Genomic DNA, 20,534 nt, shown 5'->3' with positions numbered 1-20,534 from the left:
CAGAAGGTGACATCTTCCATACGTCCGACCGATACCGATCATGCGCCGGACGGGCTCGGGGGGCCGGGACGCGCCGCGTCCCGGCCCCCGGCGTCAGAAGCCCAGCTTGCGCAGCTGCTTCGGATCCCGCTGCCAGTCCTTCGCCACCCGGACGTGCAGGTCGAGGTAGACCCGGGTGCCGAGCAGCTCCTCGATCTGCCGGCGGGCGGTGGTGCCGACGTGCTTGAGCCGGCTCGCCCGGTGGCCGATCACGATGGCCTTCTGGCTGGGCCGCTCGACGTACACGTCGGCGTAGATCTTCATGAGCTGGCCCTCGGGGACCATCTCCTCGACGACCACCGCGATGGAGTGCGGCAGCTCGTCGCGGACGCCCTCCAGGGCGGCCTCGCGGATCAGCTCGGCGACCAGCACCTGCTCCGGGTCGTCGGTGAGCATGTCGTCCGGGTAGAGCTGCGGCGACTCGGGCAGGTAGCCGGTCATCACGTCGACCAGGACGTCGACCTGGTGCCCGGAGACCGCGCTGACCGGCACCACCTCGGCGAACTCGCCCAGCTCGCTGACCGCGAGCAGCTGCTCGGCCAGCCGCTTGCGGTCCACCAGGTCGGTCTTCGTGACCACCGCCAGCACGGTGGCCTTCAGCTCGGCCAGCTCGCCGGTGATGAACCGGTCGCCGCGCCCGATGGGCTCGTCCGCCGGGATGCAGAGGCCGATCACGTCGACCTCGCTCCAGGTCTGCCGGACCAGGTCGTTGAGGCGCTCGCCGAGCAGCGTACGGGGGCGGTGCAGGCCCGGGGTGTCGACCAGCACGAGCTGGGACTCCGGGCGGTGCAGGACGGCCCGGATGATGTGCCTGGTCGTCTGCGGCTTGTTCGAGGTGATGGCGATCTTCTGCCCGACGATCGCGTTGGTCAACGTCGACTTGCCGGCGTTCGGCCGGCCGACGAAACAGGCGAATCCGGCCCGGTAGGGGCGCGGCTGGAGGTCGCTCACTCGACCACCGTGCCCAGGACGGACCCGTCCGGGGCGGCCACGTGGATCGGCGCGTCCGCGGCGAGGTCGCGTACCGCCGCGTGCCCCGCCCCGTCCAGCGTCGACGCCTCGGTGACCACCACGGCGGCCTCCAGCCGGATCGCGCCGGCCGCCACCGCGGACGCCACCGCGAGCTGGAGCGCGGTGATCGTCAACGAGGGCAGCGACACGCTGGCCGCGGCGTACGTCCGACCGTCCTGGTCACGGACCGCCGCGCCCTCCACGGCGCCCACCCGGCCACGCGCGCCCCGCGCCAGGACGACCAGCTTGCCGTCCTCGGCGCTCAGCTCGACCGGGTCGGACGGGGTGGGCCGGGCGGCCGGTACGGCGGGTGACTCAGGCATCGGCGGGTTGCCTCTCCTCGGATCGGTTCGTGTCGTCCCGGGGCTCGGCGTGCTCGCCACGGCCCGGGCCGTTCTGTGTGTCGGTCGACTCCGCCCGGTTAACCAGCACGGTGTCGATCCGGTTGCGCCGGCCGGTGGTGCCCTCGGCGATCAGCTGGAGCCCGGCGACCTCGACCTGCGCCCCGGGGATCGGGACCCGGCCCAGGGACTGGGCGAGCAGGCCGCCGACGGTCTCCACCTCGTCGGTGGGCAGGTCGGTGTCGAACAGCTCGCCCAGATCCTCCACCGGGAGCCGCGCGGTGACCCGCACCGCCCCGTCGTCGAGGTGCTCGACCGGCGGGCGCTCGACATCGTACTCGTCGGTGATCTCACCGACGATCTCCTCCAGGATGTCCTCGATGGTGACCAGCCCGCCGGTGCCGCCGTACTCGTCGACGACGATGACCAGGTGGTTGCGGGCGGCCTGCATCTCCGAGAGCAGGTCGTCGACCGGCTTGGACTCGGGCACGAAGGTGGCGGGGCGCATCAGCTCGGCGACCGGGAGCTGCCGGTCCTCCGGGGCGCCGCCCTGGGTGCGCCGGATCAGGTCCTTGAGGTAGAGCACGCCGAGCACGTCGTCGACGCTCTCGCCGATGACCGGGATCCGGGAGAAGCCGGAGCGCAGGAAGAGCGCCAACGCCTGGGAGAGCGTCTTGCGCTCCTCGATCCACACCATCTCGGTACGCGGCACCATCACCTCCCGGGCGATGGTGTCGCCGAGCGCGAAGACCGAGTGGATCATCTGCCGCTCGCCGTGCTCCACGACGCCGCGCTGCTCGGCCAGGTCGACCAGCTCGCGCAGCTCCACCTGGGTGGCGAACGGACCCTCCCGGAAGCCCCGGCCCGGGGTGACCGCGTTGCCGATCAGGATCAGCAGCGAGGCGAGCGGGTTGAGCGCCCGGCCCAGCCAGCGGACCAGCGGGGCGACGGAACGACCGACCACGTACGCGTGCTGCCGGCCGATGGTCCGGGGGCCGACCCCGACCACCACGAAGCTGATCACGGTCATCGCGCCGGCGGTGATCAGTGCCGCGCGCCAGCCCGCGCCGAAGGTGTCCACCGCGACCAGCGCCACCAGGGTGGTGGCGGTCAGCTCGGCGAGCAGCCGCAGCAGGAGCAGGAGGTTGAGGTGGCGGACCACGTCCCCGGCGACGGCCTGGAGCGTCCGAGCGCCCCGCGCGCCGTCACGGGCCAGTTCGGCGGCGCGGGCGGGCGAGACCGCGGCGAGGGCCGCCTCGGTCATGGCGATGAGGCCGGCCAGCACCACCAGGCCGGCCGCGAAGACCAGCAGTTGCAGGTCGGGCAGGCCGGTGGCGCCGGCCGCCAGTGTCGGGGTGGTCATCACCGGGACCGGGTCGACCGCCAGCTCGCCAGCAGCCGGGCCTGGAGGGCGAACATCTCCCGCTCCTCCTCCGGCTCGGCGTGGTCGTAGCCGAGCAGGTGCAGCACGCCGTGCACGGTGAGCAGGTGCAGCTCGTCGGCGGGGGCGTGACCGGCGGTGGCCGCCTGCTTGGCCGCCACCTCCGGGCAGAGCACGATGTCGCCGAGCAGGGCGGGCTCGCCGCCGGCGGCGGACGTCTCGCCGGGCCCGTGGTCGACGCTGCCCTCGTCCATGGGGAAGGCGAGCACGTCGGTCGGGCCGTCGCCGCCCATCCACCGGTGGTTGAGCTCGGTCATGTAGTCGATGTCGACCAGCAGCACGGAGAGCTCGGCGAGGGGGTTGACCCCCATCTCGTCGAGGGCATGCCGGGCCACGGCGAGCACGGCGTCGGTGTCGACGTCGACACCCGACTCGTTGGCGATCTCGATGGACAACAGTCTTCCCTCGGTCTAGCGGCGCCGGCCGGCCCGGCCGCCCTGGGCGGACCGCCCCGGCACGGCGTGCACGCTCTGCGCCTGCTGGTTCTCCCGCTCGTCCCAGCGGGCGTACGCGTCGACGATCTCCCCGACCAGCCGGTGGCGGACCACGTCGGAGCTGGAGAGCTCGGCGAAGTGCACGTCCTCGACGTTCTCCAGGATCTCCCGGACCACCCGCAGGCCGCTGGTCGTGCCGCCGGGGAGGTCCACCTGGGTGACGTCACCGGTGACGACGATCTTGGAATTGAAGCCGAGCCGGGTGAGGAACATCTTCATCTGCTCGGGCGTGGTGTTCTGTGCCTCGTCGAGGATGATGAACGCGTCGTTGAGGGTACGCCCCCGCATGTACGCCAGCGGCGCGACCTCGATCGTGCCCGCCGCCATCAGCTTGGGGATGGAATCCGGGTCGAGCATGTCGTGCAGCGCGTCGTAGAGCGGGCGCAGGTAGGGGTCGATCTTCTCGTTGAGCGTGCCGGGCAGGAAGCCGAGCCGCTCCCCCGCCTCGACCGCCGGCCGGGTCAGGATGATCCGGTTGACCTGCTTGGCCTGCAACGCCTGGACGGCCTTCGCCATCGCCAGGTAGGTCTTGCCGGTGCCGGCGGGGCCGATGCCGAAGACGATGGTGTGCGCGTCGATCGCGTCGACGTAGCGCTTCTGCCCCAGCGTCTTGGGACGGATGGTGCGGCCGCGCCGGGAGAGGATGTTGAGCGTCAGGACCTCGGCGGGCCGCTCGGCGCCGCCCTGCTCGAGCATGCCGACGGTACGCCGGACGGCGTCAGTGGTCAGGGTCTCGCCTTTCTCGATGAGTTCCAGCAGCTCGCTGAAGATCCGCTCGGCGAGGGCGTTGTCCGCGGGGGCGCCGGTGATGGTGATCTCGTTGCCCCGCACGTGCACGTCACTGTCGACCGAGCGCTCGACCAGTCGCAGGATCTCGTCACCCGCGCCGAGCAGGTTGACCATGATCTTGGAATCCGGGACGGTGATCCTGGTCTGCACCCGGGGCGGGCCGGGAGGTGGGGTGCCGGTCATAGGTCGGGCCGAGGGGCCCTGCGCCACCTGCTCTCGATCTCGGCGCCGGCCTGCTGGCGCGACGCGCTGACGTTCCTGCCATCTTATCTTTCCAACAGCGGTGGCACCCTGCCCATTTCCGCGCGTGGGGCACGAGCGGACCGGTCACCCCGTCCGCGGCGGGGGCGGACCGGACGGGGCGGCTCCTCGGCCCCGACCCGTCCGGTCACGCGCGCCCGTCAGGAGCCGGCGCGGAAGTCGTACCGCTCGAAGGTCTCCTGGTGCCGGGTGAACCGGTAGGTCGCCCAGTGCATCAGGACCACCGTGCCGTGCTCGTCCCGGGTCAGCCGGAGCAGCTCCCCCGCCTCCCGGCCGGAGACCGTGCGGAACACGTCCGGCCGCTCCGGCAGCGGGACGAAGACCGACGGCGGCTTGCCGGCCGGGTCGTCGGCGCCCCGGGCCCGCAGCTCGCCGTCGTGCCAGGAGAAGACGTACTCGAAACCCTCCCCCCACCAGCGGCCGAGCAGCCCGCGTACGCCCTCCGGGGCGGGCGGGCCCGGCTGCCACGGCGTGACGTCGGCGGGATCGTGCTCGACCGCGGCGTCCAGCAGCCGGTGCGGCAGGTCGAGGACCTCGCCGGCGGTGCCGGAGGAGCCGAGCACCGCGACCCCCATGGCGCCGGGGGTGCCCTCCCCGCCCCGCCGGCCGTAGACGCCGGCCAGGAATCCGGGCATCGCGCCGTCGTGGCCGACGTGCATGATCCGCTTGCCCTGCGGCACCAGGATCAGCCCCAGCCCGAAGCCGCCGGCCCAGAGCGTCTCGTCGGTGACCGTCGCCGGCCAGCGCATCTCGTCGAGCGTGGCCGGGGCGAGCACGGCGCCGGCCGGGTCCAGCGCCGCCGGGTCGGCGAGGAAGGCCGCCCAGCGGGCCATGTCGGAGGCGGTGCTCCAGAGCTGCGCCGCCGGACCGAGCGCCCCGAAGTCGGTCGGCGGCTCGGGGTGCGCCTCGTCGGAGTAGGCGTCGACCAGGAACCCCGTCGCGGCGTGCGGCCCGGGCGTCGGCGAGGTCCCGGCCAGCCCCAGCGGGGTCAGCACCCGCTCGCCGAGCACCTCCGCCCAGGTGCCGCCCCGCAGGTGGCCGACGAGCCGGCCGAGCAGCGCCATGCCCAGGTTCGAGTAGTGGTAGCGGCGGCCCGGGGGCAGCACCCGCTCGGCCCGGGCCAGGTCGGCGACCAGCCCGTCGACGTCCGGCGTGTGCAGGGTGTCCCAGACGTCGCCGTACGGCTCGCGTTGCAGGCCGGCGGTGTGCGACAGCAGCCGGCGTACCGTCAGCTCGCCGTGGGCCGGCAGGTCCAGGTGCCGACCCAGCGGGTCGTCCAGGTCCAGCAGGCCGTCGTCGCGGCACTGGAGCGTCAGCACGGCGGTGAACGTCTTCGTGACCGACCCGATCCGGAACCGGGTGCCCGGCCCCAGCTCGGTGTCGTTGCCGGTCCCACCGACGGCGCACGTCCAGAGCGGGCGGTCCGCGCGGTGCAGGGCCGCCGACACCGCCGGCACCCGGGCCTGCGCCTGGACCGTGCGCACCAGCCGGGACAGGCGGTCGCCGATCACCGTCACGCGAGGTTCCGGGCCAGCATCGGGCCCAGTGGCGCCCCGCCGAGCACGTGCGCGTGCACGTGGAAGACCTCCTGGCCGCCGTACGCGCCGGTGTTGAACATCAGCCGGAAGCCGTCGCCGAGCAGTCCCTCGTCCTCGGCCACCGCGGCGGCCGTGGCGAGGACCTCCCCGGCCAGCGCGGAATCGCCCTGGGCGAGCGTCGCCACGTCGGCATAGTGCTCCTTCGGGATGACCAGCACGTGCACCGGCGCCTTCGGGCCGATGTCACGGAAGGCGAGCGTGGTGGCGGTTTCCCGGACGATCGTGGCCGGGATCTCCCCGGCGACGATCCGGCAGAACAGGCAGTCGGTTCCCATCCGGGCAGTGTAAGGAAGCGCACCCCGTCGACGCCCGCGCCGCGGGAGGGGGCCCTTCCCCACGACGCACGGACCGGCCGGGCATGATGGCCGGCGTGACTTCACGGGCGGTACTGGTGACGGGGGCCTCGCGCGGCATCGGGCGGGCGGTGGCGACCGCGTTCGCGGCAGGCGGCGACCGGGTGGCGATCCACCACCGGGACTCGGCGGAGCTGGCCGAGCGGCTACGCGCCGAACTGCCGGGTGAGGGGCACGTGGTGGTCCGCGCCGACCTCACCGACCCGGATGCCGTACGGGCCATGGTCGATCAGGCCGCCGGCCTGCTCGGCGGGCTCGACGTGCTGGTCAACAACGCCGGCGTGTACGGCGAGCGGGACGCCCCGCACCCGGTCTTCGGCGCCTCCTACGAGCAGTGGCGCGCGCGGTGGCGGCAGGTGCTGGAGACCAACCTGACCGGCGCGGGCAACGTCATCTGGTGCGCCGCGCAGCACATGCGCGACCGGGGCGGCCGGATCGTCAACGTCTCCTCCCGGGGGGCGTTCCGGGGCGAGCCGGAGCAGCCGGCGTACGGGGCGAGCAAGGCGGGGCTGAACGCCCTGGGGCAGTCGCTGGCGGTGGCCCTCGCCCCGTACGGCATCACGATCGCCACGGTCGCCCCGGGCTTCGTGGAGACCGACATGACCACCGGGCACCTGAGCGGGGAGCGGGGGGCCGCGATCCGGGCGCAGAGCCCGTTCAACCGGGTGGCCCGCCCCGAGGAGATCGCCGCCGCCGTGCACTGGCTCGCCTCCCCGCAGGCGGAGTGGGCCTCCGGCACCATCGTCGACCTCAACGGCGCGTCCTACCTGCGCAGCTGAAATCGCCGGGCGGCGACACCGCCAGGTCTCGGCGATCATGCAGTTGTGGTGCCTGACCAAGGGCGCGAAAACGTACATCTCGCCCACCACAACTGCATGATCGACGCGGGGGTGGGGCGGGGCGGGCGGGGTGTCTGACCGCAGCGGGTCACCAGTGGCCAAGGCGGGTGGCCAGGACGCTGAGGGCGGCCACCCCGGCGGTGGACGTACGCAGCACCGAGGGCCCCAGGCGCACCGGCCGGGCGCCGGCCTCGGTGAAGGCGGCCAGCTCGGCCTCGGCGATGCCGCCCTCCGGGCCGACGACCAGCACGATCTCACCGGCGGCCGGCAGCTCGACGGTGGTCAGCCGCTCACTCGCCTCCTCGTGCAGGACGAACGCCGCGGCGGCGCCGGCGATCCGGTGGGCCACCCGGGTCGTCGACTCGTCGGGGGCGCCGGCCACCACCGGCAGCCACGACCGGCGGGCCTGCTTCGCCGCCTCCCGGGCCGTGGCGACCCACTTCTCCCGCGCCCGTACGCCCCGGTCGCCGCGCCACTGGGTCACCGAGCGGGACGCCGCCCAGGGCACGATCTCGTCCACCCCGACCTCGGTCATCGCCTGCACGGCCAGCTCGCCCCGGTCGCCCTTGGCGATGCCCTGCACCACCACGAGACGGGGGACGGACGCGTCGACGTACCCCCGGGAGGTGACCTCGAGGTCGAGGGTGCCCTTGCCGACGGCCGTGATCACCGCGGACGCGGTGCCGCCCCGGCCGTCGGCGAGCAGCAGTTCCTCGCCGACGCGCAGCCGTTGCACGGTGGCGGCGTGGTGCCCCTCGGGGCCGCCCAGGGTGAGCTGGTCGGCGGTGGGCAGCGACTCGACCAGGAACAGCGGCGCGGACACGACGATCAGGCTAGCCGCCCCGGCAAGCGCCGGGGCGGTCAGGCCGGTCAGGCGTGGCCGTTGAAGGCGTCGCGCATCCGGGAGAAGAAGCCGCCCTGCTTGGTGAGCTCGGCGACCTCCTCGCCCCGGGTCTTGGCGAAGTCGCGCAGCATCTTCTCCTGGTCGGCGTCGAGCTTGGTGGGGGTGCGCACGTCGAGGTGGACGTAGAGGTCGCCCCGGCCGGTGCCGCGCAGGTGCGGCACGCCCCGGGCGCGCAGCCGCAGCGTGCTGCCCGGCTGGGTGCCGGCCTTGACGTCGACCGTCTCCTCGCTGTCCAGCGTCTTGATGGTCAGCCGGGTGCCGAGGGCCGCCGCCGTCATCGGCACCGTGACCCGGCAGTGCAGGTCGTCGCCCTTGCGGGAGTAGACGTCGTGCGGCCGCTCGTGGATCTCCACGTAGAGGTCGCCGGCCGTGCCGCCGCCCGGGCCGACCTCGCCCTGCTGGGCGAGGCGGATGCGCATGCCGTCCTCGACACCGGCCGGGATCTTGACGGTCAGCGAACGCCGGGTGCGGACGCGGCCGTCGCCGGCGCAGGTCGGGCACGGGTGCGGGATGGTGGTGCCGTACCCCTGGCAGACCGTGCACGGCCGGGCGGAGACCACCTGACCGAGGAAGGTGCGCTGCACGGACTGCACCTCGCCCCGGCCGGCACACGCCTCACAGGTGGCCAGGTGGGTGCCGGCCGCCGTGCCGGCGCCCGAGCAGGTGGTGCAGAGCACGGCGGTGTCGACGGTGATCGGCGCCTCGACGCCGAACGCGGTCTCGTGCAGGTCCAGCTCCAGCCGCAGGATCGCGTCCGCGCCGGGCCGGGTCCGCGGTCGCGGACCCCGCGAACCGCCGGCCGCGCCGCCGAAGAACGCGTCCATGATGTCCTGGAAGCCGACGAACGGCCCGGCGCCGCCGGGGCCGCCAGGGCCACCCGCACCCCCGCCGCCGGGGGCGAGCGGGTCGCCACCCAGGTCGACGATCTGCCGTTTCCGGTCGTCCGAGAGGACCTCGTACGCGGCGTTGATGTCCTTGAACTTCTCCTGTGCCTCCGGATCCGGATTCACGTCCGGGTGGAACTGCCGCGCCAACTTGCGGTAGGCGCGCTTGATCTCGTCGTCGGAGGCTTCCCGGCTCACCCCGAGAATGCCGTAGTAGTCCCTGGCCACTGCGTTCCGTGTCCTCATGTTCGTCTCGCGTTGCGCCGGTCGGCGGCCGGAGCCGGCCGTCGGCCCTGACTGGTCAGTTCTGGGCCAGCAGCTCGCCCACGTAGCGTGCCACGGCCCGTACCGTGGCGATGGTGCCGGGGTAGTCCATCCGGGTCGGCCCCAGCACGCCGAGGCCGCCGACGCTGGTCGCGCCCGGCCCGTAGCCGGTGCTGACCACCGAGGCGGCGCGCAGGTTGTCGATCTCGTTCTCGTCGCCGATCAGCACCCGCGTCGTGCTCGGCTCCGCCTCGCCGATGAGCTTGAGCATGACGACCTCCTCCTCCAGCGCCTCCAGGATGGGACGCAGGGAGCCCTGGAAGTCGAGCAGGCCGCCGCGGGTGAGGTTGGCCGTGCCGGCCAGCGCGATCCGCTCCTCGTGCCGCTCGATCAGCGTCTCCAGCAGCACGGTGGAGAGGGTGGTCATCGCCGGCCGCAGGTGCGGCAGCGACTCCTCGACCAGCGCCTGCACCAGCGGCGGGGTCTCCGACAGCCGGGTGCCGACCAGCTTCTCGTTGACCAGCCGGCGCAGGTCCGTGACGTCGTCGGCGGGGATCGGCGCGGGCAGCTCGACCAGCCGCTGCTCGACCCGGCCGGTGTCGGCGATCATGACCAGCATCAGCCGGGTGGTGGAGATCGGCACCAGCTCCAGGTGGCGCACCGAGGAGCGGGCCAGGCTCGGGTACTGCACCACGGCGACCTGCCGGGTCAGTTGCGCCAGCAGCCGGACGGTGCGGTGCACCACGTCGTCGAGGTCGACGGCGCCGACCAGGAAACGCTCGATCGCCCGGCGCTCGGCCGGGCTGAGCGGCTTCACCCGGGACAGCCGGTCCACGAAGAGCCGGTAGCCCCGGTCGGTGGGCACCCGGCCGGCGCTGGTGTGCGGCTGGCGGATGTAGCCCTCCTCCTCCAGCACGGCCATGTCGTTGCGGACGGTCGCCGGTGAGACCCCCAGCTGGTGCCGCTCGACCAGCGCTTTGCTGCCGACGGGCTCCTGCGTGGCGACGTAGTCCTCGACGATCGCGCGCAGTACGGCGAGCTTGCGGTCGTCGAGACCCATTCTCCCCACCTCCTGTCGCACGTCGGCCCCGGCACGCGGGGGGCCGGGGCGGGCTGCTGGCACTCGACTGTAGCGAGTGCCAGTCTACGTCGGCGGGGCCGCCGGCGCGATGATCGACCTGGGGCGATCAGTCCGATCGGCGACCGCTCGTGCCCGCCCGACGGCCCCGGGGACCGGTCGTCCGGGCGTCCCGGCCGGTGTCACGCTGGTGCCGCCTTGCCGGCTGCCCCTACCGTGACCTCCATGACTGAACCACCTCGCCCTCCCGGAGCGGGGGACCCCGGCTTCCCGCCGGATCCGACCGCTCCGTCGGGGGTTCCCGGCCACGCCGGCTCCGGCGACCCCACCGCACCACTGTCCGGGGCGCCGGGCCCGGGCAGCCATCCTCCACCCGGTGGCTATCCGCCGCCCACCGGCGAGCAGCCGCCGTCGGGCGGCTACCCGCCGGCCGGTGACTACGCGCCGCCCGGTGACTATCCGCCGCCCGGCGGCTATCCCCCGCCCGGCGGCTTCCCTCCGCCCGGCGGCTACGGCCCGCCGGGGGCCGGCTATCCGGCCGGTGGCGGCTACGGACCGCCGACGGGTGGCTACGCCAGCAACGACGACAAGAACTGGGCCCTGATCGCCCACTTCGGCGGCGCGGTCGGCGTGATCGTCGGCGGCGGCCTGCTCGGCTGGCTGGCGCCACTCATCGCGCTGATGGCCCGGGGGCAGCAGTCGCCGACCGCCCGGGCGCACGCCGTCGCGGCGCTGAACTTCCAGCTCACCTGGATGATCGTCGGGGTGCTGAGCTGGGTGGTCACGCTGATCACCTGCGGGGTGCTGTTCTTCGTCCCGATGCTCGTCTGGCTGGTGCCGCTGATCTTCGGCATCGTCGGCGGGGTCAAGGCCAACGAGGGCGTGCTCTACCGCTACCCGATGACCTACGGCTTCACCAGGTGACCCGGGTCGGCCGCTCCCCCGGCCGGCCCCGGCACGCGGTTCAGGGCAGCAGGTCACGGACGACCGCGTCGGCGAGCAGCCGGCCCCGCAGCGTCAGCACGGCCCGACCGGCCGCGTGCTCGTCGGCGACCAGCAGCCCGTCGGCGAGGGCCCGCGCGGCGCCGGCCCGACCGGCGTCGTCGAGGGCCGCCAGGGGCAGCCCGGAGGCGAGGCGCAGCCGGAGCATGACGTCCTCCATGTGCGCCTCGTCGGCGGTGAGCACCTCGCGGGCCAGGCCGGGCGAGTCGCCCGCGGCCAGCCGCTTCGCGTACGTCGTGGGGTGCTTGACGTTCCACCAGCGCACGCCGCCGACGTGGCTGTGCGCCCCCGGGCCGAGGCCCCACCAGTCGGCGCCGGTCCAGTAGAGCAGGTTGTGCCGGCACCGGGCCGCCTCGTCGCGGGCCCAGTTCGACACCTCGTACCAGGACAGACCGGCCGCGTCGAGGGCGGCCTCCGCCGCGAGGTAGCGGTCCGCGGCGACGTCGTCGGAGGGGTACGGCAGCTCGCCGCGCCGCATCCGGGCGGCCAACCGCGTGCCGTCCTCCACGATCAGGGCGTACGCGCTGACGTGGTCCACCCCGGCGGCGACGACCTGGTCGAGGGAGGCGGCGAAGTCCGCCTCGGTCTCCCCCGGCGTGCCGTAGATCAGGTCCAGGTTGACGTGGTCGAACCCCGCGTCGCGCGCCTCGCGGGCGGCGGCGACGGCCCGGCCGGCGCTGTGCGTACGGTCGAGGATCGCCAGCACCCCCGGCGCGGCGGACTGCATGCCCAGCGAGATCCGGGTGTAGCCGGCGGCCCGCAGCGCCTTCAGCGACTCCGGCGTGACCGACTCCGGGTTGGCCTCGGTGGTCACCTCGGCGTCGGGCGCGAGCCCCCAGGTGCGGTCGATGCCGTCGAGGATCCGGGCCAGGTCGTCGGCGGGGAGCAGGGTCGGGGTGCCGCCGCCGACGAAGACCGTGTCGACCCGGGGCGGCGGGGCGTCGCCCAGCACCCGGCGGGCGAGGGCCAGCTCGGCCAGCACGGTGTCGGCGTAGTCCTCCCGGCCCGCCCCGCCGCCCAGCTCGGCGGCGGTGTACGTGTTGAAGTCGCAGTAGCCGCAGCGGCTGGCGCAGAACGGCACGTGCACGTACACGCCGAAGCCGCGCGCGCCGACGGCTCGGGTGGCGGTGGCGGGCAGCGAGCCGTCGACGGGGACGGTTTCGCCTTCTGGAAGGACGCCGGGCATGGCCACTAGTGTGCCCTTCCATGACCTCTCCCGACGTGCTCGTGCGGGCCGCCACGGCCCGTGGGGTGACCACCCTCACCCTGGACAGCCCGCACAACCGCAACGCGCTCTCCACGCCGCTGATGACCCAGCTGCTGGCCGGCCTCGCCGAGGCGGTCGCCGACGACGCCGTACGCGTGATCGTGCTCGACCACACGGGCCCGGTCTTCTGTTCCGGGGCGGACCTGAAGGAGACGGCCGCCGCGTACGCCAGCGGGACCGTGCCGGCCGGGATGCTCGGCGACGTGCTCGCGGCGGTCTGGGAGTGCCCGAAGCCGGTGGTGGCGAAGGTGGCCGGCCCGGCCCGGGCGGGCGGCCTCGGTCTCATCGCGGCGGCGGACCTGGCGGTGTGCGCGCGGGAGGCGACGTTCGCCTTCACCGAGGTGCGGATCGGCGTGGTGCCGGCGGTGATCTCCGCGACCGTGCTGCCCCGCCTGCACCCCCGCGCGGCGGCCGAGCTCTACCTGACCGGTGACACCTTCGACGGCCGGCGGGCGGCCGAGATCGGTCTGGTCACCGCCGCCGTGCCGGCGGACGGACTGGACGCGGCGGTTGCGGGGTACTGCGACTCTCTGGTGCGGGGGGCTCCGGGCGCGCTGGCCGGGGCGAAGCAGTTGCTGCGCCGGCCGCCCGCCGTGGACCTGCGGACGGAGATCGCCGGCCTGTCCACCCTCTCGACCGGGTACTTCCTGTCGGAGGAGGGACGCGAGGGCGTCCTGGCGTTCCGGGAGAAGCGGCCGGCGAGCTGGGTGCCCGCCGCCGACGGCGACGCCGCCGCGGGCGCCGACCGGTAGCACCGGGCGGCGCGTCGCGCCGGGCGGTCCAGGAGAACCGGTCGGACGACCCGGAAGGCACCACGAGGGACGTACGCTTGTCGGACTGTCGATCAGGGGGTGTGGGTGCGTACTCGGGCAGTCGTGGCGGGCGGCGTCGTCCTCGTCGTCCTCGCCGCGGTCGGGATCTGGATCGTCATCCGGCAGATGGGCGGGCAGTTGCGCCTCCCCCTGGCCAGCCGGACCTGCACCGTGCAGGCGGACGGGCGGGTGGCCCTGGACCCCGACCAGATGGCCAACGCGGCGACGATCGCGGCCATCGGCATCCAGCGGAAGATGCCCGAGCGGGCCGTCGTCGTGGCGCTGGCCACCGCCTACCAGGAATCCGGCCTGCGCAACCTCGCCGGCGGCGACCGCGACTCGGTCGGGCTGTTCCAGCAGCGCCCCAGCCAGGGTTGGGGCACCCCGGAGCAGATCCGCGACCCCCGGTACGCGGCCAGGAAGTTCTACGCCGCGCTGAAGAAGGTGCGCGGCTGGGAGCAGATGCGGGTCACCGACGCGGCGCAGAGGGTGCAGCGCTCGGCCTTCCCCGAGGCGTACCAGAAGTGGGCGGACGAGTCCGAGGTGCTGACCCGGGCCCTGGTCGGGCACGCCACCGGCGCGGTCGCCTGCACGGTGGGCCGCGATCCGGCGATGCGCGGCGAGGCCGCGGCGAGCGCGCTGACCCGCGGCCTGTCGTTGGACTGGGGCCTGGCCGGCGCGAGCACCGCGGCGGACCTGACGGGCCTGACGGTCCCGGCCGCCGACGAGCTGCGGGGCTGGCGGTACGCGCACTGGCTGGTCTCCCACGCCCAGGACCACGGCGTGAAGCGGGTGCGCTTCGGCGACCTGGAGTGGACGGCCCGCGACGGCACCTGGAACCGGACCGACGACACGCCGGCGACCGGGCGGGTCGTCGCGGAGGTCTACGCCGAGGCGTAGTGGCCCCGATCTCCTTACCGGCAGTCACCGCGCAAACCGGCATTCCCGGCGATAAACCCCGGCACGCTTCGCAGCTGTGACCAATCGTCACCGCGCCGCTCCCCACAGTCCGGACAACGGTCGCATATCGTGCTGGGCAGTGTCCCGCCCCGGAACCAGCGGGTTACGATCGGCGGCCTGTGCCAGCAATGGTTTCGCCTCATGGGGAGGGGTACGTCGAGGTGTTCGACTACGGCGACCGGACCGGTTACGAACCGATCAGTGACACCGACCGCAAGGAGTTCCACGAGCAGGGCTTCCTCCTGCTGCGCAACGTGCTGACGGAGGACCACCGGGCGGCGCTGGAGGCGGCGGTGGACCGCGTCTACGCCGAGGAGAAGGCGAAGGGCACCACCACCAAGGACGGCACCCTGCACCTGCTGGGCTTCCTGGAGCGCGACGAGCTCTTCGGCGACCTGCTGACCCACCCGATCGCCTTCCCGTACATGTGGGGCCTGGCCGGCTGGAACATCTACACCCACCACAACCACCTGGACGTCACCCCGCCGGCGGCGGAGCCGGAGAAGCCCTACTGGGGCTGGCACCAGGACGGCTACCGGCAGAACTCCGACCCGGAGACGATGGACCCGAACCTGCCCCGGCCGATGTTCTCGCTCAAGGTGGCCTACGTCCTGTCCGACCTGTCGGAGAAGGGCCGGGGCGCCACCAAGGTGATCCCGGGCAGCCACCTGTGGAACTCGCTGCCCCGCCCGGAGGACACCTCCGTGCACAACCCGGACCCGGAGGGCACGGTGGAGATCACCGCCAACCCCGGTGACGCCTTCATCTTCGACCGCCGCCAGTGGCACTCGCGGTCGACCAACCTGTCGACCATCACCCGCAAGATGCTCTTCGTCGGCTACACCTACCGGTGGATCCGCCCGCTGGACGAGCTGCACATCGACAAGGACGGCGAGTGGTGGGCCAACCGCACGCCGGTGCAGCGCCAGCTCTGCGGTGAGGGCACCCACACCGCCAACTACTGGGGCATCAACTGGGACGGCTACATCGACGACGAGATCCCGCTGCGCAAGGAGCTCAAGCAGCGCGGTCTGCTCGACCGCAGCGTGCCCTGGCTGCGCTGACCCGGTCACCCGGCGCGCGCCGGGCCGCCGTCGGACGGGCCCCCTCCCCCACGGGACGGGGCCCGTTCCCGTTCCCGGCCGCCCACGTCCATCCTTCTCGGGGATGCGGCGCCCCGCCTCCGTGTGCGGCGGCGGGCCGCGATGGCGGCGGTCGGGTCAGCTGCGGCCGGCGAGCCGGCGGCGCGCCTTCTCCCGGAGCCCGTCCGGCAGGTCGGGCGCGTCGAGCAGCCGGGGCAGCAGCTCCGGCTCCAGACTCAGGGCGCGGAACACCTCGCCGATCGTCACCCCGTGCGCGGGCCGGTCCACCACCTCCACCGGGTCCCCCGCGCCGACCTCCCCCTCGCGCAGCACCCGCAGGTACGCCCCGGGCGTCGCCCGCGCCGTGAACCGCTTGATCAGGTCGGGCACGCCCCAGAAGCCGGCGAAGGTGGTGCACGGCGTGCGCGGCTTGGTGACCTGGAGCAGCGCCGACCCGATCGCCCACTGCTCGCCGATCACGGCGCCCGTCACGTCCAGCGCGTACGTGGTCAGGTTCTCCCCGAAGCCGCCGGGGCGGATGCTGCGGCCCATCTCCCCCGCCCACCAGGCCGCGTCCTCCTCGGCGTACGCGTAGACCGCCTGGTCCGGACCGCCGTGGTGGGCGCGTTCGCCGATGAAGTCGCCGGCCACCCCGTCCGCGCGCAGCAGCACCGGGCCGTCGACCGGCCGCTTGTCGATGCCGCTGCGACCGCTCGCGTCGCCCGCCCATTCCGCCTCGGTCACGCCGCCGAGGTTCACCGATGCCAGCCTGCCCGTCATGGCGGTCAGCCTAGCCCGCGGCCCGGACGCCCCCGACACGCGAAGGAAGGGCCCTCGTCGACGAGGGCCCTTCCTTCGCGTGTCCTTGCGGGCGTCAGCCCTTGACGGCTCCGGCCACCAGCCCGGAGACCATCCGCCGCTGCACCAGCAGGAAGAAGACGATCACCGGCAGGGTGAACAGCGTGGAGGCGGCCATCACCGGGCCCCAGGCGGTGTCGTCGCGGCCGAAGAAGAACGTCATCGCGACCGGCAGGGTGTAGCTCTCCTGGTCGTTGATGAAGGTCAGCGCGAAGATCAGCTCGTTCCAGGCGGTGATGAACGAGAAGATGCTCGTGGCCACCAGCCCGGGCGCCACCAGCGGGAAGAGGACCTTGCGGAAGGTCTGCGCCCGGCTGGCTCCGTCGATGGCGGCGGCCTCCTCCAACTCCTTGGGCACCGCGGCGACAAAGCCGCGCAGCATCCAGACCGCGAACGGCAGCGAGAAGCCGAGGTAGGTGAGGATCAGGCTGGGCAGGGTGTTGTAGAGCCCGAGCCGCTGGATCATCAGGAACAGCGGGATGACCAGCGCCTCCAGCGGGATCATCTGCACCACCAGCAGCATGATCAGGAAGGTGGTCCGCAGCTTGAAGCGGAACCGGGCCACGGCGGTGGCGGCCAGCAGCGCCACCAGGCCGCTGAGCACCACGGTGCAGACCGCGACCAGCGCGCTGTTGAGGAAGAAGTCGGCGAAGGTGACGCCCGGGATCAGGTTTCCGGTGAGGATCTGCCGGTAGTGCTCCAGGGTCGGCTCGGTGGGCACCGGCCGGGGGGTGGACGAGAAGATCTCCGAACTCGGCTTCAGCGAGGTCGCGATCATCCAGTAGACCGGGAACGCGGCGAAGAGCGCCACCAGCAGCCCCGCGCCGTTGAGCGCGAGCCGCTTCGCGCCCCCGCCGCCTCCGCGTCGCGTCACGCGTCCTCCTCCTGCTTGAGCACCATGCGGACGTAGAGGCCGGTCACCACCAGCAGGATCAGGGTGAGGATCACCGCGATCGCGGCGCCGAGACCGTACTTCGGCGGGGGCGAGAACGCCTCCGCGTACGAGTAGATGGAGAGCATGAACGTCGGCCGGTCCTGCGTGCCGCCGGCCAGCACGAACTGCTGGGTGAAGACCTTGAAGTCCCAGATGGTGGAGAGCACGACCAGGATGCCGAAGACCGGCCGCAGCAGCGGGAAGGTGATCTTCCAGAACACCTTCCACGGGCCGGCCCCGTCGACCCGGGCCGCCTCGTGCAGCTCGCTCGGCACGCTCTTCAGACCCGCCAGCACGCTGACGGCGATGAACGGGAACGAGTGCCAGACCACCACCAGGGTCAGGATCGAGAAGAACAGCAGGGGCGAGTTGAACCACCCGTAGCCGGTCCAGTCGCTGCGCCCGAAGAGGCTCTGCGACAGCCCGTCCGGCAGCGCGTTGAACAGCCAGGTGACCAGGCCGCTGGTGTCGTCGAAGATCCACTTCCAGACGATCGTGCCGGTCAGCGCCGGGGTGGCCCAGGCGAGCATCACGCAGCTGGCCACGAAGGCGGCCATCCGTTTGCCGAGCCGGTTGAGCAGCAGCCCGACCAGCGTGCCCAGGACCATCGTGAGCGCGACGTTGGCCACGGCGAAGAGGACCGTGTTGCGCAGCACCGTCACGAAGAACGGATCGCTGAGGATCTCGGCGTAGTTGCCGAGGCCCACCCACGGCCACTCGCGGTCGCCGCGCAACTGTCGGACGTTGTTGAGCTGGTGGAAGGACATCACCACCACCTGGCCGAGCGGCCAGAGCAGCAGCACGCCGATGATCACCAGGCAGGGCAGGAGCAGCAGGTAGGGCAGGCGGTCCACCCGGCGACGCCGCCGCGCGGGGGTCTCCCGCGCGGCGGCCGTCTCCGGCGCCTCGGTCAGCGTGGTCACTTGGCGTTGAGGATGCTTTCCATCTCCGCGGCCGCGTCGGCGGTAGCCTTCTCGACCGTCTTCTGACCCTTCATGACCGAGCTGTTCATCGCCTGGGTCACCGTCTTGGTCCGGCTGACCTCCACCCACTTCGGGGTGAGCGGCGTGAGCTTGGTGTTCTGCATCGTGGTGGCGAACGCCGACATGATCTTGTCGTTGGCGTACTTGTCGCCGCCGACCAGGTCCTTGTAGACCGGGAAGAACCCGAGGCTGTCGGCGAAGGCCTGGTCGTTCTTCTTGTTCAGCAGCACGGTCAGGTAGTCCCAGGCGAGGTCCTGCCGCTCGCTGTCCTTCCAGATCGCGACGTCGGAGCCGCCGGCGAAGCCGGGCGCCGCCTTGCCGTCCGGGCCGGGGATCGGGAACGTGCCCCAGACCTTCTCGATCTCCGGGTTGTCCTTCTTGATGGCGCCCTGCTGCCAGCTGCCGCCGAAGGCCATCGCCGCCTTGCCGGTGGCGAACTGGGTCCGGGCGTCGATCTCGTTCCAGCCCGCGGCGGCCGGCGGGGCCACCTTGTGCACGGTCACCAGGTCGGTCCAGAACTTGACGGCCTTCTGCGCCTCGGGCGTGTTGTAGCCGGACTTCCAGGAGTCGCCCTGCTGCGTCGCGATCTCCGCGCCGGCGCCCCACAGGAACGAGTAGAAGGGCAGCTCGGAGTTGCCCGGCAGAGCGATGCCGTAGGTGCCCGGCTTCTTGGCCTGCACGGTCTTGGCGGCGGAGACCAGCTCGTCCCAGTTGGTCGGCGGCTTCACGCCCGCCTCGGCGAACCAGTCGGTGCGGTAGTACATCCCCCGGACGCCGGCGTACCACGGGACGCCGTACTGCTTGCCGTCGAGCTGGGCGTTCTTGACCAGGTCGGGGAGGAGGTCCTTGCCCTCGGTCCAGCCGTTCATCCGGTCGGTCACGTCGGCCAGCGCCTCCTGCGCCGCCCAGCCCTGGGTCTCGGTGTTGCCCAGCTCGGTGACGTCCGGCCCCTCGCCGCCGGCGAGCGCCGCCTGGAACTTCTTCGGCGCCTCGAGCCAGGGGATGTACTGGACCACCACGTCCGTGTCCGGGTGCTTCTGCCGGAACTCGGTCTCGACGCCGTCGAGGAACTTGGTCTGCGCCTCGCTGCCCTCGCCCATCATCCAGACCGTCAGCTTGCTGTTGTCGGCGGCCTTGTCGTCATCCGAGCCACCGCAACCGGCCAGGACCATCGCGGCCGAGGCCACGACGGCGGTGACCGGGGCCAGCCGCTTCCACCTGTTCACGCCACATCTCCCTCGCGCCGCTTGGCACTAACCTTCTCCGCCGCACCTTAGTAGGAAAATTTCCTTTACGACAGTGGGCGGTCGGCGAAAGAGAGGCGACGGTACCGCAGCGGATCGATCATGCGCGGCCGGGCGCGGGGGCGAAACCGGGCGCACCCAGACGATCGGGGCGTACGCGAACGGGCGCCCGACCTGTTCGGTCGGGCGCCCGTCGAGCGGTACGGGGATTACCGGTGGGTGACGCTGCGGCGACGACCCACACCGGCGACCAGCGCCACGGCGATCGCGGCCAGCACGACCTGGACCAGCAGCTCGCCCCAGTCGATGCCGGAGGTCTCGGTGGCGATACCCATCGCCCGAGCCAGCACGGTGCCCAGCAGCGCGGCGCCCACACCGATCAGCATGTGCAGCCACATCGGCATGTTCTGGCGGCCCGGCACGAGCAGGCGACCCAGAGCGCCGACAATGAGACCAACGATGAGCGCGGTGACGATGCCCCAAACGGTGAGCTCCATGTCGCCCTCCTCCTCGAGAAGAATCAGTTCCACGATCTGTGGTGTTCCTGTCGTGACCGCTAAGTTCCCGACCCGCCGAAATTCCAAACCGACTTTCCGGGGCACCGGTTCGACGCGCGTCCAGACCGGACGTTCGGCACCGCCGCAGCGCTGCCACGTCCGCCCGGGGACCGAACGGACGGACGCCCGGGCCTGCCCGCGAGGGGCCCCGGGCGGACGCGAAACGGGCGCCCGACCAGTTCGGTCGGGCGCCCGTCGAGCGGTACGGGGATTACCGGTGGGTGACGCTGCGGCGACGACCCACACCGGCGACCAGCGCCACGGCGATCGCGGCCAGCACGACCTGGACCAGCAGCTCGCCCCAGTCGATGCCGGAGGTCTCGGTGGCGATACCCATCGCCCGAGCCAGCACGGTGCCCAGCAACGCGGCGCCCACACCGATCAGCATGTGCAGCCACATCGGCATGTTCTGGCGGCCCGGCACGAGCAGGCGACCCAGAGCGCCGATGATAAGACCAACGATGAGCGCGGTGACGATGCCCCAAACGGTGAGCTCCACGTCGCCCTCCTTCTCTAAAAGATTCAGTACCACTGTCTGT

At 72.7% G+C, this 20,534-nt stretch carries 22 protein-coding genes; 5 read left to right on the top strand and 17 right to left on the bottom strand.

Annotated features, from left to right (window positions below; genetic code table 11):
* Window positions 1–93 precede the first annotated feature (93 nt).
* The 7 genes from era to ACLQ22_RS29115 form a co-directional block, all read right to left on the bottom strand.
* Window positions 94–990, bottom strand: coding sequence for a GTPase Era (era, locus tag ACLQ22_RS29145; protein ID WP_121400230.1), 897 nt, complete (start codon window positions 988–990; stop codon window positions 94–96).
* The gene (locus ACLQ22_RS29140) at window positions 987–1,373 is read right to left on the bottom strand and encodes a cytidine deaminase (protein ID WP_425695122.1); all 387 of its coding nucleotides are present in this window, start codon (window positions 1,371–1,373) and stop codon (window positions 987–989) included. The genes era and ACLQ22_RS29140 overlap by 4 nt, the downstream gene beginning before the upstream one ends.
* The gene (locus ACLQ22_RS29135; RefSeq protein ID WP_425695143.1) at window positions 1,366–2,778 is read right to left on the bottom strand and encodes a hemolysin family protein; all 1,413 of its coding nucleotides are present in this window, start codon (window positions 2,776–2,778) and stop codon (window positions 1,366–1,368) included. Before ACLQ22_RS29135 ends, ACLQ22_RS29140 begins: the two co-directional genes overlap by 8 nt.
* Entirely contained in the window at window positions 2,754–3,227 is a 474-nt protein-coding gene (ybeY, locus tag ACLQ22_RS29130) for an rRNA maturation RNase YbeY (protein ID WP_121400228.1), read from the bottom strand. The genes ACLQ22_RS29135 and ybeY overlap by 25 nt, the downstream gene beginning before the upstream one ends.
* Before the next feature lie 15 nt (window positions 3,228–3,242).
* On the bottom strand, window positions 3,243–4,298 hold the full coding sequence (locus tag ACLQ22_RS29125) for a PhoH family protein (protein ID WP_311413805.1): 1,056 nt from the start codon (window positions 4,296–4,298) through the stop codon (window positions 3,243–3,245).
* Between the two features lie 218 nt (window positions 4,299–4,516).
* Window positions 4,517–5,893 (bottom strand): serine hydrolase domain-containing protein, encoded by a 1,377-nt coding sequence (locus ACLQ22_RS29120; RefSeq protein ID WP_425695121.1) that lies wholly within the window; start codon window positions 5,891–5,893, stop codon window positions 4,517–4,519.
* The gene (locus ACLQ22_RS29115) at window positions 5,890–6,249 is read right to left on the bottom strand and encodes a histidine triad nucleotide-binding protein (protein ID WP_425695120.1); all 360 of its coding nucleotides are present in this window, start codon (window positions 6,247–6,249) and stop codon (window positions 5,890–5,892) included. The genes ACLQ22_RS29120 and ACLQ22_RS29115 overlap by 4 nt, the downstream gene beginning before the upstream one ends.
* Window positions 6,250–6,344: 95 nt before the next feature.
* On the opposite strand from ACLQ22_RS29115, the gene ACLQ22_RS29110 reads away from it, so the two are divergent.
* Window positions 6,345–7,106, top strand: a complete 762-nt coding sequence (locus ACLQ22_RS29110) for an SDR family NAD(P)-dependent oxidoreductase (protein ID WP_425695119.1) — start codon at window positions 6,345–6,347, stop codon at window positions 7,104–7,106.
* A 148-nt stretch (window positions 7,107–7,254) separates the two neighbouring features.
* On the opposite strand, the gene ACLQ22_RS29105 is transcribed toward ACLQ22_RS29110, so the two are convergent.
* The 3 genes from ACLQ22_RS29105 to hrcA all read right to left on the bottom strand — a co-directional run bounded on the left by ACLQ22_RS29105 (window position 7,255) and on the right by hrcA (window position 10,278).
* Window positions 7,255–7,989 carry a 16S rRNA (uracil(1498)-N(3))-methyltransferase gene (locus tag ACLQ22_RS29105; protein WP_425695118.1) on the bottom strand — a complete coding sequence of 245 codons (735 nt, stop codon included), beginning with the start codon at window positions 7,987–7,989 and terminating at the stop codon, window positions 7,255–7,257.
* 47 nt (window positions 7,990–8,036) lie between these two features.
* The gene (gene dnaJ / locus ACLQ22_RS29100; RefSeq protein ID WP_192581261.1) at window positions 8,037–9,182 is read right to left on the bottom strand and encodes a molecular chaperone DnaJ; all 1,146 of its coding nucleotides are present in this window, start codon (window positions 9,180–9,182) and stop codon (window positions 8,037–8,039) included.
* A 73-nt stretch (window positions 9,183–9,255) separates the two neighbouring features.
* Entirely contained in the window at window positions 9,256–10,278 is a 1,023-nt protein-coding gene (gene hrcA / locus ACLQ22_RS29095) for a heat-inducible transcriptional repressor HrcA (protein WP_121400223.1), read from the bottom strand.
* 243 nt (window positions 10,279–10,521) lie between these two features.
* Here hrcA and ACLQ22_RS29090 point away from each other — a divergent pair, with 243 nt between their 5' ends.
* The gene (locus ACLQ22_RS29090) at window positions 10,522–11,220 is read left to right on the top strand and encodes a DUF4870 domain-containing protein (protein WP_425695117.1); all 699 of its coding nucleotides are present in this window, start codon (window positions 10,522–10,524) and stop codon (window positions 11,218–11,220) included.
* 40 nt (window positions 11,221–11,260) lie between these two features.
* Here the strand turns inward: ACLQ22_RS29090 and hemW are convergent, their stop codons facing one another.
* Window positions 11,261–12,484 (bottom strand): radical SAM family heme chaperone HemW, encoded by a 1,224-nt coding sequence (gene hemW, locus ACLQ22_RS29085; protein ID WP_425695116.1) that lies wholly within the window; start codon window positions 12,482–12,484, stop codon window positions 11,261–11,263.
* Window positions 12,485–12,504: 20 nt separating this feature from the next.
* Here hemW and ACLQ22_RS29080 point away from each other — a divergent pair, with 20 nt between their 5' ends.
* The 3 genes from ACLQ22_RS29080 (at window position 12,505) to ACLQ22_RS29070 (ending at window position 15,401) form a co-directional block, all read left to right on the top strand.
* A complete protein-coding gene (locus ACLQ22_RS29080) occupies window positions 12,505–13,317 on the top strand; it encodes an enoyl-CoA hydratase-related protein (protein ID WP_425695115.1) in 813 nt (270 codons plus the stop codon).
* 99 nt (window positions 13,318–13,416) lie between these two features.
* Window positions 13,417–14,277, top strand: coding sequence for a hypothetical protein (locus ACLQ22_RS29075; protein ID WP_425695114.1), 861 nt, complete (start codon window positions 13,417–13,419; stop codon window positions 14,275–14,277).
* Window positions 14,278–14,465: 188 nt separating this feature from the next.
* The gene (locus tag ACLQ22_RS29070) at window positions 14,466–15,401 is read left to right on the top strand and encodes a phytanoyl-CoA dioxygenase family protein (RefSeq protein WP_121400220.1); all 936 of its coding nucleotides are present in this window, start codon (window positions 14,466–14,468) and stop codon (window positions 15,399–15,401) included.
* A gap of 156 nt (window positions 15,402–15,557) precedes the next feature.
* On the opposite strand, the gene ACLQ22_RS29065 is transcribed toward ACLQ22_RS29070, so the two are convergent.
* From ACLQ22_RS29065 to ACLQ22_RS29040, 6 genes are all read right to left on the bottom strand, one after another.
* Window positions 15,558–16,199, bottom strand: coding sequence for an MOSC domain-containing protein (locus ACLQ22_RS29065; RefSeq protein ID WP_425695113.1), 642 nt, complete (start codon window positions 16,197–16,199; stop codon window positions 15,558–15,560).
* Between the two features lie 94 nt (window positions 16,200–16,293).
* Window positions 16,294–17,151 carry a carbohydrate ABC transporter permease gene (locus ACLQ22_RS29060; RefSeq protein ID WP_425695112.1) on the bottom strand — a complete coding sequence of 286 codons (858 nt, stop codon included), beginning with the start codon at window positions 17,149–17,151 and terminating at the stop codon, window positions 16,294–16,296.
* Complete coding sequence (locus tag ACLQ22_RS29055; protein ID WP_425695111.1) at window positions 17,148–18,134, bottom strand: carbohydrate ABC transporter permease; 987 nt, start codon at window positions 18,132–18,134, stop codon at window positions 17,148–17,150. The genes ACLQ22_RS29060 and ACLQ22_RS29055 overlap by 4 nt, the downstream gene beginning before the upstream one ends.
* On the bottom strand, window positions 18,131–19,420 hold the full coding sequence (locus ACLQ22_RS29050) for a sugar ABC transporter substrate-binding protein (RefSeq protein WP_425695110.1): 1,290 nt from the start codon (window positions 19,418–19,420) through the stop codon (window positions 18,131–18,133). Before ACLQ22_RS29050 ends, ACLQ22_RS29055 begins: the two co-directional genes overlap by 4 nt.
* A gap of 227 nt (window positions 19,421–19,647) precedes the next feature.
* Complete coding sequence (locus tag ACLQ22_RS29045; RefSeq protein ID WP_393112222.1) at window positions 19,648–19,935, bottom strand: GlsB/YeaQ/YmgE family stress response membrane protein; 288 nt, start codon at window positions 19,933–19,935, stop codon at window positions 19,648–19,650.
* 271 nt (window positions 19,936–20,206) lie between these two features.
* Window positions 20,207–20,494, bottom strand: a complete 288-nt coding sequence (locus ACLQ22_RS29040) for a GlsB/YeaQ/YmgE family stress response membrane protein (RefSeq protein ID WP_334608569.1) — start codon at window positions 20,492–20,494, stop codon at window positions 20,207–20,209.
* Window positions 20,495–20,534 lie beyond the last annotated feature (40 nt).

The sequence above is a fragment of the Micromonospora sp. DT178 genome (genome assembly GCF_049841695.1).
Lineage (GTDB): Bacteria > Actinomycetota > Actinomycetes > Mycobacteriales > Micromonosporaceae > Micromonospora.
Note: the sequence above shows the minus strand (reverse complement) of the source record. Positions and strands in the feature narration are given on the sequence as shown.

Excerpts from the sequence above, each read along its gene's own strand:
- ACLQ22_RS29080 (WP_425695115.1), top strand. The coding sequence starts at position 12,505 with ATGACCTCTCCCGACGTGCTCGTGCGGGCCGCCACGGCCCGTGGGGTG.
- ACLQ22_RS29140 (WP_425695122.1), bottom strand. The coding sequence starts at position 1,373 with ATGCCTGAGTCACCCGCCGTACCGGCCGCCCGGCCCACCCCGTCCGAC.
- ACLQ22_RS29125 (WP_311413805.1), bottom strand. The coding sequence starts at position 4,298 with ATGACCGGCACCCCACCTCCCGGCCCGCCCCGGGTGCAGACCAGGATC.
- hemW (WP_425695116.1), bottom strand. The coding sequence starts at position 12,484 with ATGCCCGGCGTCCTTCCAGAAGGCGAAACCGTCCCCGTCGACGGCTCG.
- ACLQ22_RS29115 (WP_425695120.1), bottom strand. The coding sequence starts at position 6,249 with ATGGGAACCGACTGCCTGTTCTGCCGGATCGTCGCCGGGGAGATCCCG.
- ACLQ22_RS29070 (WP_121400220.1), top strand. The coding sequence starts at position 14,466 with ATGGTTTCGCCTCATGGGGAGGGGTACGTCGAGGTGTTCGACTACGGC.
- hrcA (WP_121400223.1), bottom strand. The coding sequence starts at position 10,278 with ATGGGTCTCGACGACCGCAAGCTCGCCGTACTGCGCGCGATCGTCGAG.
- ACLQ22_RS29065 (WP_425695113.1), bottom strand. The coding sequence starts at position 16,199 with ATGACGGGCAGGCTGGCATCGGTGAACCTCGGCGGCGTGACCGAGGCG.
- ACLQ22_RS29090 (WP_425695117.1), top strand. The coding sequence starts at position 10,522 with ATGACTGAACCACCTCGCCCTCCCGGAGCGGGGGACCCCGGCTTCCCG.
- ACLQ22_RS29045 (WP_393112222.1), bottom strand. The coding sequence starts at position 19,935 with ATGGAGCTCACCGTTTGGGGCATCGTCACCGCGCTCATCGTTGGTCTC.